Raw genomic sequence first — 14648 nt, 5'->3', positions numbered from 1 at the left:
TACCACTAGAATTAAAAGTTCAATAACTCTCGTTATAGCTCACATCCCGCATACCCTCGGGGCGCCATGCGGGAGATATAACCCCCGCACCACGGCGGGTGCAGTTAAGCATCGAGCCAAAAGATAACGTCTGGGAGCCGAACTTCTCGTTTATGCTGTCCATCGCATCATAGATATCCGCCCAGTTCCGCCCCTCGTCAGAAACGTTCTGGAGCGTTACGCAGTTCGTCACCAGCTTAGACAATGAAACACCCAAAAGCCTTATCGGCTCGCCGTTCCATATCTCATCAAAGACCTCCATCGCCGTCTCAAAGATATGATGCGTGGCAGACGTAAAGAAAGGGATCATGTGCATCTGCCTGTGCGTGCTCATATCCGTATAACGCACTGCAACGCTTATCGTCCGGCCGGAATATTTGTTTTTCCTCGCACGGGATGAAACCATCTCCGAAAGCTGGAGTATATAGTCAGAAGCCGCCTCACGGCTCCGTATATCCCTCGGCAGGGTCATGCTGTGCCCTATGGATTTCGCCGGCGGATCATCATCGTCTATACCCTTGGGATATTCACCATGGGCAAGACGGAAAAGGCGTGTGCCGTTTATGCCGAACATCTCCACAAGACGCTCCTCACCCAGCTCACGAAGATCCCCGGGAGTAAATATACCCATATTGGCAAACCTTTTCGACAACCTGCGACCTATCCCCCAGAAATCCTTTAGCCTGAACCCGTCCACAAAGTCCAGCACATCATCCTCCGGCACATGATAGAAACCATCCGGCTTATTAACGCCAGTGGCCATCTTTGCCACAAACTTGTTAGGACCCGAACCAACGGAACAGGTTATATCAAAGCTCCTCTTAACAAAGCTCTTTATCATATAGGCCGCATCCTCCGGCGAATAGCCCGTTCCGGTAAGATCCAGAAAAGCCTCGTCGATGGAATATGCCTCAACATCGGGGGTTATCGTCTTGAGGAAGTTATATATCTCCTTGCTGACATACGTGTATTTCCTCGTCCGACCCACAACAACCTCAAGCCATGGGCAGGCCTTCAGCGCCTCATACTTCGTCATTCCCGTTTTAACGCCGTACTCCCTCGCCTCATACGAGGAAGTGACCACAACAGTGCGCTCCTTCGAACCGATAACAGCAATCGGCTTCCCCCTGAGCTTCGGGTTCGATGCCTGCTCCACCGATGCAAAAAAAGCATCCATATCCATACAGAGTATCATTGTTCATCCATCGCCACTAAATACCAGCACATATCCATGGTGCTGAAAAGGATTTCGAAGATGTTAAAGCCGTCGCTCACAGTGAACTTATAACGCATATCACCCCCCTCTCGCTCCTTCCAGCGGTAGCAGATCTCCTTTATAAGCACCTTCTCGCCGTGCAGACCAAACCATACGGGCTTCGGCCAATGCCCCTCAAAGACAGCGCCGACACGGATCTTCTCGTTAAGGTTCAGGATCATAGCTACCCTCCACCAACCGGACTACCATAACCAAAGAACCCACTGTCTCAAACTCATCATACTCCCCCACAGGTATAGGCTCGAAATCCTCATTGGCAGGAAGAAGAAACACACCCTCGGGACCCTTGCGGAAGGTTTTCAAGGTTACTTCGCCGTTCAGACGAAATACACCTATCTTCCCGCTGTTCACCACAGGAACAGGGCGGATAAGAGCGAAATCACCATCCAAAATCCCCTTGTCCTTCATACTCTCACCCTCTACCTTCAAGAAAAAACAGTCACGATGAGCCTTGTCCTTAAGGGATATATAGCCCTCAATGTTCTCCTCCGCAGTTACAGGAACACCAGCCTGGATACGCCCCAAAACAGGAAAAGAACGACCCCGTAAAAGCTCTATGCCCCTCGCAGTTCCACTGCCCCCCCTGCGGATAAAACCACGCTCCTCCAAACGATCCAGCATCTTCTTGACGCTGGCCGTGGACGAAAGACCTAAACCGCCGGCGATCTCACGAACAGAAGGAGAATAACCGTACGTGTCGCTGAAATTCTCAATGTAATCCAAAAAACGCTTCTGCTTCTCTGTGGGCTCGCCCATATCTGCACCTCTTAATTAATTTCTAATAAAGGAAAAATCCATGGAAGGCATTTTTTCCAAATATATTAGGGGAACTTTTTGGGAACAAAGTTCCCCTAAAACCCCTCAAAAACTCATTTTTTAGTTATAAACATCTATGTACAAAACATTTATCATACCAACACAAACACATCTAAATATTCCCCCATACTGCCTAAAAACCCATTTCGCCATTTCCCACGCTTCCACGGATGGAAGCGCTGGAGGCGAAACTGAAGTGGGCTCTGCCCAATTCATGCAGCCGAAAGTACGAGAGAGCAGGGTCTCCCTGCTCGAACAGCAGGAAAAAATCCATGGATGGAATTTTTTCCACATAAAACCATACACCCCCATTCCGCCCTCACTCCCGCTTCCACGGATGGAAGCGCTGGAGGCGAAACTGAATTGGGTTCTGCCCAATTCATGCAGCCGGAAGTACGAGAGAGCAAGGTCGCCTTGCTCGAACAACAGGAAAAAATCCATGGATGGAATTTTTTCCACATAAAACCATACACCCCCATTTCGCCCTCACTCCCGCTTCCACGGATGGAAGCGCTGGAGGCGAAACTGAATTGGGCTCTGCCCAATTCATGTAGCCGAAAGTACGAGAGAGCAAGGTCGCCTTGCTCGAACAGCAGGAAAAAATCCATGGATGGAATTTTTTCCACATAAAAACACGAACGCCTGTTCGCCTACCCGTAATATATACCCCAAGACCCGCATTGTCAAAACTAAATTCGATGGACGAATAAAGACCAAAATAGTGATTTAATGAACATTTGTAAAAAATTGATAAATATTATTGATTTTTGTGATCATTGCTATTGTGTCGAAAAAAATTATCGGTATATTTAAAGGATGGAACGTATGTTTATACCTCTGAGTGAAATTGTGCTCTCCCTCTCCGGAGCTATAGATCTTATTAGCCCGGAGGTGGCGAACCACCACAAGAAGGTGGCGTATCTAGCCACAGAATTGGGCTATGAGCTCGGGTTCCGGAGTGAGCAGATCAACAACCTTATGATAGCCGGAGCTCTTCACGACATAGGCTCAATCTCACTGAGTGACAGACTGGATACCCTCAAATTCGAGCTGGACAACCCCAATGAGCATGCCGAGCTGGGCTACCACCTACTGAACACCTTCCCTCCGTTTGCTAAGATTGCCTCATTTGTGAGACACCACCACAGAACATACGAAGAGAAAGGAGACAGCGTCCCTTTAGAGAGTCATATCCTCCATCTTGCTGACAGAGTTGATGTTCTGATACGGGGGGATGAATATATCCTCAACCAGACTGACTCCATACACAGAAAAATTATGGACAGAAAGGGCACTACCTTCCACCCCGATGTAGCCGATGCATTCAACAGGATAGCCCATAAGGAATACTTCTGGCTCCATACCCAATACAGCCACATCGATATGAAGCTCAAAAAGATCGCCAGCCAATACAAGGTTGAGATGGATCTGGACGAACTTATGGGGCTTTCAAGAATGTTCAGCAAGATGATAGACTTCCGGAGCAACTTCACAGCAACCCATTCCAGCGGCGTGGCAGAAACAGCGGAGGCGATAGGCGAGGTTTGCGGGCTATCAAGAATACAGTGCAAGCTTGTGAAGATAGCGGGATACCTCCACGACATCGGCAAGGTCGCCGTTCCCCCGGAGATACTCGAGAAGCCTGAAAAGCTTACCGCAGAAGAGTTCAACATAATAAAGAGCCATACGTTCCACACCTATAATATCCTGGACCCCATAGAAGCGCTTGACGTCATAAAGCTCTGGGCATCTTTCCACCATGAAAAGAACGACGGAACGGGCTATCCCTTCCACCTTGAACGAGATGAACTCCCCCTTGGCTCAAGGATAATAAGCGTAGCCGACATTTTCACTGCCCTGGCGGAGGACAGACCTTACAGGAAAGGGATGTGTAACCTTGAGCTTCGAAATACCATGAAGGAGCTTGTGGCAGAGGGCAAGCTGGATAATCTTGTTTATCAGAGACTTGAGGAGAACTTCCACGATATAAACACACGCCGTTTTCAGGCTCAGGAAATGGCAAGAGCGGAATATGCTCAAATTACTCAGGTTAACGTGGAAAGCGCCTAGGGAAGCTCCGTACACCCGAAGTTTATAAAGGTGAACACACCCGGTTCCTTAACCTCTCTGACAATACCATATTCTGCGCCGACCTTATCCGCAGCTTCGCTAAGCTCTATCCTTCCTGCAACGTAATCGGGCAGGGTCTTTGAAAGGTATATGAGCGCATCGTAGCGATACTTCATGATCTCTTTGGCGGACTTGCTGTCAAGGGTTTCAGCTTTCATATCCCCTTTGCAGGCGTAATCGATACCGTTGAAGCTTACGGGTATGCTAAGCCCTTGAAAATGGACTGTGTTCGCCTCACCTTCGCTGAATTTTTCAACCTTGGTGAAGGAGCCGCCCCCCATAGCTTTCTGGATGTCTTCTATATCGTCCGCGTCGGTCTTTTCAAGCCCTTTGTATACAAGAAACCCTGCGATCAGGAATATAATTAATGAGAGTGCGAAGTATCTTACAGAAACCATTCAAATGCCTCTATTTGCCGTTATTTTTGAGCTTATCAAGCTCGTAGTGTTTAATCTTTCTATGGAGATAGGTCCGCTCAATATCAAGGACACGGGCGGATTGGCTGATGTTCCATGAATTCGCTTTAAGAACGTTAAGGATATAATACCTTTCGAAGTTTTCCTTTGCGTGCTTGAGGGGGTAGCTGAACTCAACGTCGTATTTTGTAACCCGCTCCCTGTCGCCGAGGAGGAAGGAGGGCGCATCCTCCACATCAAGCTCATCCCCTTCGGATAGAACCACCATACGTTCGACTATATTCTTAAGCTGGCGAACGTTGCCCGGCCATGAGAAGTTGAGGAAAACATCCATAAGGCTGTTGTTTATGACCTTCAGTTCCATACCGTTAAGCGAGCAGGCTTCCTTTATGAAAAAATCTACCAGAAACGGGATATCATCGGTTCGCTCACGCAGAGGCGGCACAACAAAGGGGACCACGTTAATCCGGTAGTAAAGATCCTCCCGGAAGTTCCCAGCTTTTATTTCCTCCTCAAGGTTCTTGTTTGTAGCGCAGATAAGGCGGAAATCGGATGTTACGAGCTCATTTCCTCCCACCCTTGTGAACTGGTTTGTTTCAAGCACACGCAGGAGTTTCGCTTGAGAGGACAGCTCCATATCACCTATCTCATCAAGGAAGACGGTTCCCCCGTCCGCTACCTCAAGCTTACCTGTGGTTCTGGCGTGGGCCCCTGTGAAGGCTCCCTTTTCATGGCCAAACATCTCGCTTTCTAGAAGATCAGAGGGGATAGCGGCGCAGTTTATCTCCACAAAATTGTTTTTGCTCCGTTTACTGAGCATATGAACAAGCCGTGCCACATGCTCCTTTCCCGTTCCGTTCTCTCCTGTGATAAGTACCCAGGCGTTTGTGGGGGCGATCTTCTCTATCTTCTTCTTAAGCTCCACCATCTCTTTGCTTGCGCCGATGATGTCGTATTTCTTAAGCAGATTAAACTTGTACTCACGCAAATCGTGCAGAAGACCCAGCTTATCCTCAAGGTGCTTAATTATGAGGATAATACGGTCAAGGGAGAGGGGTTTCTCAAGGAAATCGTAAGCACCTAGGCGTATCGCCTCCACGGCGTTTTCGATATTCCCGTGACCGCTTATCATAACAACCTCGATCTCGGGGAAATACCGCTTTATCTCCTTAAGCCCCTCAATACCGTCGTGATCGGGGAGCCATATGTCCAGAAACACAAAGTCGTACATCTGTCCTTTAAGTTTCTCAAACCCCTCTTTAAAGGTTAGAGCATAATCAACCTCGTACCCTTCATCCTCAAGGATACCTTTTATAGTAAGGCAGATATTCTTTTCATCATCAATAATTAAAGTTCGTACCATCTATGCCCCTTTCGGCAGTTCTATTATGAATCGGGTGTACTCACCCTCTTTGCTCTCTGCGGTTATCCTCCCGTTGTGCTCCTCGATAATCTTCCGCACGATGGCAAGACCGAGCCCTGTTCCATCCGGTTTTTTGCTGAAATATGGAACAAAGATCTTGGAGATGTCCTCGGACGGGATCCCCTTCCCACTATCAGTAAAGGTTATACGGTACATCCCCCCCTGCTCAGCAGAGGTTATGGTTATGCTCCCCTCCCCTTCGATGGCTTGGATGGCGTTGTTCATAAGGTTGAAGAACACACGCTTAAGCTGATTTCTATCGGCGTTCACCTTTGAAGGTGGTGCGCAGTCTATCTCAAAGCTTATATGCGTGTGGGACTGCTCGTAGAACTGGAGTATCTCATCGAAGAACCCGCAGAGGTCAAAGCTGTCCTTGGCAAGCTCGGGGAGCCTTGCAAACATATTGAACTCGTTCACCATATTCTGGAGCTCGTTAACCTCGGTTATTATAGTCTCCATACTGCTGTTTACAAGCTCCTTATCCGAATTTTCAGAAAGACTTGTGCCGAGGCGTTTTTTAACCCTCTCCGCTGTGAGCTTAATAGGAGTGAGGGGATTTTTGATCTCATGGGCGATGCGTGTGGCGATCTCCTTCCAGATAGTCATCCGCTGATAATGGACGATGTCGGTGATATCGTCCAGAACCATAACAATATTCTCTACGGAGCCGTCCTGACCGTAAAGCTTGGTGATATTGGCGGTGAAGGTTCGTATCTCTCCGTTGAGCAGAAGCTCGGTCTGATAATGATATATATGCTTATTGGAGCGGAAAAACTCCTCCATCCTGACGGCAACCTTCTGCTCGAACTCAATGGGGTTCTGCTCGATAACCATCTGGGCAAGGTCGTTTGATTTAAGCGGGTTCATGTTGCCATCATAAAGCACAATGGCGGATTTAACGTTCTTGAAGATCGTATCGATGTACTGATTGTCACGGGCGATCTGCATAAACATCTCCGCCAGTTTCTCATTCTTAAGGTTAAGCTCCTCGTTATGCTCCTTGAGCCTTTTCACCATGTCGTTGAAGGATTTGGTAAGGAAACCGATCTCGTCATCCCCCACGGATTCCAGGTTAACATCCAGATTACCCCGGGAGACGTCCAAAGAGGCCTCTGCGAGCTTTTCCAAAGGCTCAGTGATACCCCTTGAGAAGATAAGGCTACCCCATATGCCGGCGAAAACCACAAGGAGCGTCATAAGGATTAGCAGGATCTTGTATGAGTTTTTCACAGGCTCTGCGAAGAATTTAACCTGAGAGTAATTGTTATAAGAATCTAGGATCTTGGAAACCTTTTCCGCCTCGTTGGATGGCACCTTTCTATACAGGAACAGCCCACCCACAACGATGTTCTCGTTGGTTTTTGAGGAGATGGGATGTCCGACCCAGTAGATCTGGTCGTATCCAAAGAATTCGTATCTCGCCACCTGCTTCTTGCTCAGTATCTCTTCCACAACATCGTCGTTAAGGAAGGAAAAGAAGAAGAAACTCCCCTTCTCCTCGGAACTCAGCTTCACCTTCTGGTTATTGTAAACGGCGATGCCGTCAATCTGGTTCCGCTCGATGTAGTCTTTGATAAACTCCTGCAGCTCCTCCTTCTTATTGCTGAACATGAAGCCTCTGGAGGTAATGAGCTGGGAAAGTATGTCGCTCTGCTCAATAATGTCCTGCTCGAGCCTGTTCTGATACTTCTGCATAAGGTCGATGGAGCTTTTCAAAGCCTGCTCAATCTGGGCATCGAACCATTTATCGATACTGTTGTTTATGACTGTGCTTGAGAACGCAAAAACGATGAAAACAGGGATAACGGCAAGTATAACGGAGAAAATGACCAGCTTGCTCTGGAGCCTCGTCCCGAAGATATTCCGTTTTCGGTCCACAAGAAGCTTTCCGAGGTTTCGGAAAATGAGTATGAACACCACGAGCAGTAGAATGATATTAGTATTTATAAGAAGGAAAATGGAGATATTGGAATACCAGGGGAAACCGGTATTGACTATATTGGAGCCGACAAGGAGGTTCACCACAAGAAGGGCGGCAACAAGCAGAGAATACATGAGTATTCTTCTTATGGTGTATCTTCCTTTACCTGTCAAAATCTCCTCCGGGGCGGATACAGCACCCGGCTGTTACTTTTTATCGCTGTCCTCGCCAAAATCCAGATCCGAGAGGAGATCCGCCGAACCTGTGTTTTTCTCAGGCTTTACCTCCTCTTCATCTCCGGTATAGTTATCGAAGTCGAGATCGTCAATGGTGGAGGGGGAGTTTTCCTCTTCTTTCTCCTCTTCAGGCTCGGGCTCAGAGGGTTCAAGATCTCCGAACATGTCATCTATGGATGAGGATTCCTCACCCTTGTCAGAGGAGCCGAATATATCATCCTCCTCCGGTTCGTCATCGGCAGAGAGCATACCTAGGTCAAACTCTTCATCCTCGGGTATTTCAAGCACTTTGTCCTTAGGGGGCTCAGGCTTAGGTTCGGGCTTTTTCTCTTCTTCCTGAAAGGAGTCAAGATCCAGAACCTCTTCCTCAACCTCCGGCTCATCATCGCCGGCGCCGAAGGAGTCGAGCTCCAGCTCTTCCTCCGCAACGTTGGCATCGCCGTCATCGTCACTACCGAAGCTGTCCAGCTCAACCGTTCCCACCTCAACGTTTTCATCGGAAGAATCATCGCCGAAATTGTCCAGAGTCAACCCTTCGGGCTGTTCGGAGCCACCGCTGTAGCTGGACAAGGTAGATTCGAGCATCTCTCTTGTTTCGGGGTCATCCATACCTTCATCATCGTCGAAGTCGGAAATAACACCCGCCGCAGGTGCAGTATCCAGAGGCTCAGGACCGGAACTGGCCGCACCATATATCTCATCTGCGATCTTCTGCGCCTTCTCCGTTTCACCAGCCTTCTCATAGGCCTCACGGAGGATATCCATTACCTGATCCTTTATGTCGTAGGCATGGGCTTTTACGACTATTTCATATACCTTTTCCAGTATTTCATGATTCTCTATGTCGGAAGTACGTTCCACCACGGCTTTAGCAAGGTCATACTCGATATCATCCTCAGGAAGTGCCGCCACCTCTGCAGTGAGGTTCGCCACCATATCCATATCCTGATTCTCCCGTGCGATATCCAGAAGTCTGCCGTAGATGTCTGCACTCTTATACTTCTGCTTAAGGCGAACAAGGAAGGGGACGAGCTGTTCGCTGTCCACTTTTTCGCATATGAGCTCATAGAACTCTTTGTCGAACTTCTCCTCAAGCTTCTCTGCGGAGATGTCTGCAACATGGCTGAACCTGTCCGGTGCGCAGAGGATATAGTCATCTATGCGGTCTATGTAGAAGGTTCTGTCCACACCGTATTCAAGGGCCTTGTCCACGAATACAACGGGGTAGTCGCCGGTGAGCTTCTTCAGAGCAAGCGCCTTCTCGATGGCTGTTGTTATATCCTCTTTGGAGCCGGCACGTTCGATCCTGCGGAGGAGCTCAGCAACATCGGCAGGGTTCTTCATGTCGATCTCAAGCATACGGCGGAGAACACGGGAGGCCTCGGTGGGCTTGCCCTCTGACTCGTAATTAGTGGCGATATCCTCGAGCAGGTCCATCATCTCACGAACGAGTTTCTTGCGGCCGTATATCTCAGCAAGCTTCTCCCTGTACTCAACCTCTTCGGGGTAAAGCCTTATAATCTTCTTTGTCAGAGCGAGAGCTCTGTCCACAAAGCTCTCCCCTTCGAATTTTTTCAGCAGTTTGTTAAAGGTTTCCAGAGCCTTCTTCTTATCACCAAGCTTGTGGTAGGTGTCGCCCAGGAGGTTCAGAATCTCAAAGTTCTCCTTGTGAACCTTAAGAAGATTCTCGCAGATCTCGGCTGCCTGCTTGTACTTCTTCTTGTTGTACAGGTCCATTGCGTCCTGAAAGGTCTGTTCCTTTTTGCTGAAAAGTTTCATCATCTAAACCCGGCTAATTTATGAATTTGCGGCCTGTAAAGGAGAGCCGCTCCCTTTTTATACATTATAGCCTGTATTTTATCAATTGTCTTGAAATCCAGAGAGTTATCCACACTCTGCAGGAACATTCCAGTGCAGAACACCCCGCTTAGAAGTCCGGCGGCAAACTCGAAGTCCTCATCAGTATTGTTTATATCTGCTATGAGTTTAAGGTAATACAACTCGCCGGGTATCTCGTTGAGTATATCAAGGAGAGCGGGTAAACGCTCGTCCCACCCCTCTTCACATATTTTAACATCTATACTGAGCATATCAAAGAGTTCTGCCGATTCGGGGATAAGTTCATGATTAAAACCGGAGGTCTCCAGCATAAGGAGTGCGTTTTCTCTGAGGATCGAGGCTGTCTCAAAGAGGAATTCCTTCTGCTCTAGGGGTTCTCCCCCTGTGAAGGCAACGGAGTGAAACTCCCCCATCTCCCAGCGGTCCTGAACGAGCTCCGCAAGCTCGGAGGCAGAGATCGGGTTCTCCACCTCAAGACCGCCGAAGTCGAAGGTTTCCCCGGCCTCATAGTCCGTATCGCAATAGGAGCAACCCGCAGAACAGCCGGCAAAACGTATGAATATCTGCCTCGCTCCGCTGAAGAGTCCCTCACCCTGTATGGAGGCAAATACCTCTTTTATATAGCCCTTACTGCTCAAAGTATTCCGCCGCTGAGTTATCGCTCTCCCACACGACCACACGCTCCACCATACCTCCGAAGGTCTCCTTCAGCTTCATGTATATGTATCTGCACATGTTCTCGCTCGTGGGGTTAACACTCTTAAAATAATCGAGATCGTTTATGTACTGGTGGTCCAGCTCATCCAGAACATCCTTAAGACGCTTCTTGAGCACCTTGAAATCCACCAGCATACCTATATTGTCAAGCTCCTCACCCGCAAGATACGCCTCCACACGCCAGTTATGCCCATGGAGATTCTCGCAGTCACCCTCATATTCACGAAGGTTGTGGGCGGCTGAAAAACTTTTTATAACCCTTACTCTGTACATCTTATAAGCTCCTCTGTCTCGTAGTCCTTAAGCTCCCGCCATTTACCGGGCTCAAGCCCCTCAAGATCCACCGGACCGATACGGACCCGCTTAAGGCTGATAACCCTGACGCCGAAATGGCGGAACATCATCCTCACCTGACGTTTCTTACCCTCTGTGAGAACTACCCTGTATCTCCTCTCCCCGGTTCGTTTGGCACGGCAGGGGCGGTACTCCGCCTCTTCGGTCTTTAAACCCCGGCGCATCTCCTCTTCGGCCCCCTTTGGGAGCTCCTTCGTAGTGGTTACATGGTACTCCTTCTCCACCTTGAACTCCGCCCTCTGGAGGCGCAGGATAAGATCGCCGTCGTTTGTGAGTATGATAAGCCCTTCGCTGTCGTAATCAAGCCTTCCCGAATAGGGGAGCTTGTATCTTGCAAGTCGGGGCCAGTTATCGAGGGTCTTCTTCCCCCCCTGCCCTTCTCCGTAAGCTGTTAAAACACCTTCGGGCTTGTAGAAGGCGAAGTACATCTTGTCCTTTGTGACCTCTTTATAGCCCTCAACCTCGACATCGTCCTTATCGGGGTCCACCTGCAGACCCATCTCTTCGGTAACTTCCCCATTAACACGAACCTTTCCAGCGGCGATGAGCCTGTCCGCCTCACGCCTGGAACATCCGTGTCTGGAGGCAATATATTTATTAATCCTTATCATTTAACCTGCTTGAGCTCCTGCCACTCCCTGAAGGTGGGGAGTTCGGATAGATCGTTCATCCCGAAATATTCGAGGAACTGCTTTGTTGTGCTATATAAAAGGGGTCTTCCGGGGACCTCTTTTCGTCCTATTACCTTTATCATATTCCTGTCCAGCAGATAGCGAACCGTACCGGAGGAGTTAACCCCCCGTATCTCGTCTACCTCTATCCTTGTTACCGGCTGTTTATATGCGATTATTGAGAGGGTTTCGAGGGATGCCCTGCTGAATGTCTCGGTCTTTTCACCGAAGTGGGGTCGGAGCTCCTCCACCAGACTGCTCTCGGTAACCATCTGGAAGCCACCCGAAACCATGCGTATGCGCAGGCCGGTATCCAGCTCGTTGAACTCCTCGGCATACTCAAGAAGCCTGTTTTCAAGGTTCACAGGCTCCAGCATACTCCGGAAAAACCTCTTATCCAGAGGCTCACCCGAAAGGAACAATGCCGAATAGAAAAGCTTCTTCTCCTTATCCCTCTCCATCTTCTTCAACCCCCTTCTCTATGAGGATATCCCCGAAGTTCTCCTGCTGAATAGCCACGGCAACGCGCATCTTAACAAGCTCCAGAACGGCCAGAAGTGATACGGCAACCTCCTGCCTGCTATGGCAGTTCTCCAGAATATCCGTCCAGAAGAAGCGGTATTTGCTAAAAACGAGGGTGCGGATCTTCTCCACGGTATCTTCAAAGCTGATAAGACTGCGCTCCACAACCATATTTGGTTCAGTCTCTTTATTGAGAACCTCAAAGAATGCACAGGCAAGGCGGAAGGGGTCCTCCGGTTCCTGGGCCTCCTTGGGGATATATATGCTGTCGCTTCGCATGAGGCTTTTTCCCGCCTCCTGTTCCTTCTCACGGATAAGATCCGACACGTCCTTATAGAAGCTGTATTCCACAAGACGCTGGGTAAAAAGGTATTTCTCCTCCTCCGGATCCATATCCTCATCGAAGAAGCTGTCTCTGGGGAGAAGCATCCTTGATTTGAGGTAGATAAGGTAGGAGGCCATGTTGATAAACTCTGCCGCAACCTCGATGTCCAGTTTCTCCATCTCGTTGATCACGGTGATAAAACTCTCTGTTATGAACGCAATGGGGATGTCGTAGATATCCAGTTCATTCTTGTAGATAAGATGAATCAGAAGATCAAGCGGGCCCTCGAAATTGTCGAGGGAGACATCCAGCAGCTGGCTCATATACGGATGGCACTCCTCACACGCTCCATCATGGCGGCGGCTTCATCGTTCGCCCTCTTCTGGGATTCGGCGAGGAACTCATCGGCGTTGCTGATCTCCGCCTCGTAGTGCTTCCTCCTATCCTGAATAGGCTCCAGAAGCTCCATGACGTGCTTTATAAGTATTTTTTTACATTCCATACAGCCGATTCCGGCGGTGGTACACCCTTCTGTAATATACCCCCTCTCCTCCTCGGTGGAAAAGACTTTGTGATAATCGAATACGGGGCATATCTCCGGATTGCCGGGATCGGTCTTTCTCATGCGGTTCGTATCGGTTTTCATCCGCTTGAGCTTCGTTTCAACCTCTTTAAGATCCTCGGATAAGGTTATGGCGTTGCCGTAGCTTTTGGACATCTTGCGCCCATCCAGACCGGGGATCTTGGGGGTTTCGGTGAGAAGCCCCTTCGGCTCAACGAAAACATCTGTGCTGTAAAGGTGATGGAAGCGGCGCACAACCTCACGGGAGATCTCAAGGTGGGGCATCTGGTCCACGCCCACAGGAACGAAGTCAGCAGAGTACATAACGATATCCGCCGTCTGCAGAACGGGATAGCCAAGAAAGCCCAGGTTTGAAAGGTCCTTGTCCGACACCTCCTGTTTAAGCTCCTTATAGGTGGGGCACCGCTCCAGCCAGCCCACGGGGGTAATCATAGAAAGCAGGAGGTTAAGCTCTGCGTGGTAGATATTCTTCGACTGCACAAACATGGTGCATTTATCGGGTGAAAGCCCCACAGAAAGCCAATCGAGAAGGAGTTCCCTCCTGAGCTCGATGATATCCTCGGGGTTTTCGTAGTTGGTGGTTAATGCGTGCCAGTCCGCCACAAAGTAGAAGCATTCATGCTCGTCCTGGAGCTTGACCCAGTTTTTGAGGGCTCCGAAGTAGTGTCCGATATGAAGCCTTCCTGTGGGGCGCATTCCGCTGAGAACTCTTTTCATTATATATATCCTCTTTTATAGAAGTAGTTGATAGCAAAATCTTATTACCGGCAGAACCGTTCTGTCGAATACGTTTGTGAGAAATAGTGCAAGTATTATAAAGAAGCCGTACTGCTCCGTCTTTGCAAAGGCCATTGCCTTGTCCATGGGGAGAAAGTTGAACAGGATCCTTCCGCCGTCCAGCGGCAGGATCGGTATCATGTTGAATATGGCCAGCGCCACGTTTATCTGCACCGAAAGCCGGATCATTATATACAGAGGATAGATCACCTGAAACGCCGTGGAACCCTCCTGAACGGGGATAAACTCGATAAGACGAAGTAGTATAGCGGAGATAACAGCTATGATGAGATTAGAAGCAGGCCCGGCAAATGCCACAATCGCCATGCCGTATTTTTTGTTTCTCAGATTGCCGAAATTCACCGGAACGGGCTTCGCCCAGCCGAAAAGCCTTGTAATCAGCAGAAATAGGAGCCCGAATATATCTATATGGGCAAAGGGGTTAAGGGTTAGCCTTCCGGCGTTCTTTGCTGTATCGTCACCCAGACGATAAGCCACAAAACCATGAGAAAGCTCGTGCACTGTAATTGCGAAGAAGAAGGGCACAATGGCCAAAGCCATGAACCGCAGGTATTCGGTAAGGTTAAAATCCATGAGGGAGAA

16 protein-coding genes are annotated in these 14648 nt (G+C 49.0%); 2 read left to right on the top strand and 14 right to left on the bottom strand.

Annotated features, from left to right (window positions below):
• Window positions 1–19 precede the first annotated feature (19 nt).
• Genes dinB through lexA form a run of 3 tightly spaced genes read right to left on the bottom strand, consistent with a single transcriptional unit; the run spans window position 20 to window position 2071 of the window.
• Window positions 20–1234: a DNA polymerase IV gene (gene dinB / locus K300_RS0101195; RefSeq protein WP_022849834.1), complete on the bottom strand. Its 1215-nt coding sequence runs from the start codon at window positions 1232–1234 to the stop codon at window positions 20–22.
• Window positions 1231–1476: a hypothetical protein gene (locus K300_RS0101190; RefSeq protein ID WP_022849833.1), complete on the bottom strand. Its 246-nt coding sequence runs from the start codon at window positions 1474–1476 to the stop codon at window positions 1231–1233. The genes dinB and K300_RS0101190 overlap by 4 nt, the downstream gene beginning before the upstream one ends.
• Window positions 1460–2071 carry a transcriptional repressor LexA gene (gene lexA / locus K300_RS0101185; protein ID WP_022849832.1) on the bottom strand — a complete coding sequence of 204 codons (612 nt, stop codon included), beginning with the start codon at window positions 2069–2071 and terminating at the stop codon, window positions 1460–1462. The genes K300_RS0101190 and lexA overlap by 17 nt, the downstream gene beginning before the upstream one ends.
• A gap of 136 nt (window positions 2072–2207) precedes the next feature.
• Here lexA and K300_RS16790 point away from each other — a divergent pair, with 136 nt between their 5' ends.
• Both K300_RS16790 and K300_RS0101175 read left to right on the top strand, forming a co-directional pair.
• Window positions 2208–2594: a hypothetical protein gene (locus K300_RS16790; protein WP_162139832.1), complete on the top strand. Its 387-nt coding sequence runs from the start codon at window positions 2208–2210 to the stop codon at window positions 2592–2594.
• Window positions 2595–2956: 362 nt separating this feature from the next.
• The gene (locus tag K300_RS0101175; RefSeq protein ID WP_202898555.1) at window positions 2957–4201 is read left to right on the top strand and encodes an HD-GYP domain-containing protein; all 1245 of its coding nucleotides are present in this window, start codon (window positions 2957–2959) and stop codon (window positions 4199–4201) included.
• Here K300_RS0101175 and K300_RS0101170 read toward each other — a convergent pair.
• The 11 genes from K300_RS0101170 to K300_RS0101120 are packed head-to-tail and all read right to left on the bottom strand — an operon-like array spanning window position 4198 to window position 14639.
• Window positions 4198–4659, bottom strand: coding sequence for a hypothetical protein (locus tag K300_RS0101170; RefSeq protein ID WP_022849829.1), 462 nt, complete (start codon window positions 4657–4659; stop codon window positions 4198–4200). The two genes, K300_RS0101175 and K300_RS0101170, sit on opposite strands and share 4 nt — an antisense overlap.
• Window positions 4660–4669: 10 nt before the next feature.
• Window positions 4670–6040: a sigma-54-dependent transcriptional regulator gene (locus tag K300_RS0101165; RefSeq protein ID WP_022849828.1), complete on the bottom strand. Its 1371-nt coding sequence runs from the start codon at window positions 6038–6040 to the stop codon at window positions 4670–4672.
• On the bottom strand, window positions 6041–8194 hold the full coding sequence (locus K300_RS0101160) for a sensor histidine kinase (RefSeq protein WP_022849827.1): 2154 nt from the start codon (window positions 8192–8194) through the stop codon (window positions 6041–6043).
• A 33-nt stretch (window positions 8195–8227) separates the two neighbouring features.
• Window positions 8228–10039: a tetratricopeptide repeat protein gene (locus K300_RS0101155; protein WP_022849826.1), complete on the bottom strand. Its 1812-nt coding sequence runs from the start codon at window positions 10037–10039 to the stop codon at window positions 8228–8230.
• Entirely contained in the window at window positions 10036–10734 is a 699-nt protein-coding gene (locus tag K300_RS0101150) for a 7-carboxy-7-deazaguanine synthase QueE (RefSeq protein WP_022849825.1), read from the bottom strand. Before K300_RS0101150 ends, K300_RS0101155 begins: the two co-directional genes overlap by 4 nt.
• On the bottom strand, window positions 10724–11086 hold the full coding sequence (gene queD, locus K300_RS0101145; RefSeq protein ID WP_022849824.1) for a 6-carboxytetrahydropterin synthase QueD: 363 nt from the start codon (window positions 11084–11086) through the stop codon (window positions 10724–10726). Before queD ends, K300_RS0101150 begins: the two co-directional genes overlap by 11 nt.
• Window positions 11074–11778, bottom strand: a complete 705-nt coding sequence (locus tag K300_RS0101140; protein ID WP_022849823.1) for a pseudouridine synthase — start codon at window positions 11776–11778, stop codon at window positions 11074–11076. The genes queD and K300_RS0101140 overlap by 13 nt, the downstream gene beginning before the upstream one ends.
• Window positions 11775–12299, bottom strand: a complete 525-nt coding sequence (scpB, locus tag K300_RS0101135; protein ID WP_022849822.1) for an SMC-Scp complex subunit ScpB — start codon at window positions 12297–12299, stop codon at window positions 11775–11777. The genes K300_RS0101140 and scpB overlap by 4 nt, the downstream gene beginning before the upstream one ends.
• On the bottom strand, window positions 12286–13008 hold the full coding sequence (locus tag K300_RS0101130; RefSeq protein WP_022849821.1) for a segregation and condensation protein A: 723 nt from the start codon (window positions 13006–13008) through the stop codon (window positions 12286–12288). Before K300_RS0101130 ends, scpB begins: the two co-directional genes overlap by 14 nt.
• Entirely contained in the window at window positions 13005–13985 is a 981-nt protein-coding gene (gene trpS / locus K300_RS0101125) for a tryptophan--tRNA ligase (RefSeq protein WP_022849820.1), read from the bottom strand. Before trpS ends, K300_RS0101130 begins: the two co-directional genes overlap by 4 nt.
• A gap of 15 nt (window positions 13986–14000) precedes the next feature.
• Window positions 14001–14639: a site-2 protease family protein gene (locus K300_RS0101120; protein WP_026836225.1), complete on the bottom strand. Its 639-nt coding sequence runs from the start codon at window positions 14637–14639 to the stop codon at window positions 14001–14003.
• Window positions 14640–14648: the final 9 nt, after the last annotated feature.

This window comes from Limisalsivibrio acetivorans (assembly GCF_000421105.1).
GTDB lineage: Bacteria > Chrysiogenota > Deferribacteres > Deferribacterales > Geovibrionaceae > Limisalsivibrio > Limisalsivibrio acetivorans.
Note: the sequence above shows the minus strand (reverse complement) of the source record. Positions and strands in the feature narration are given on the sequence as shown.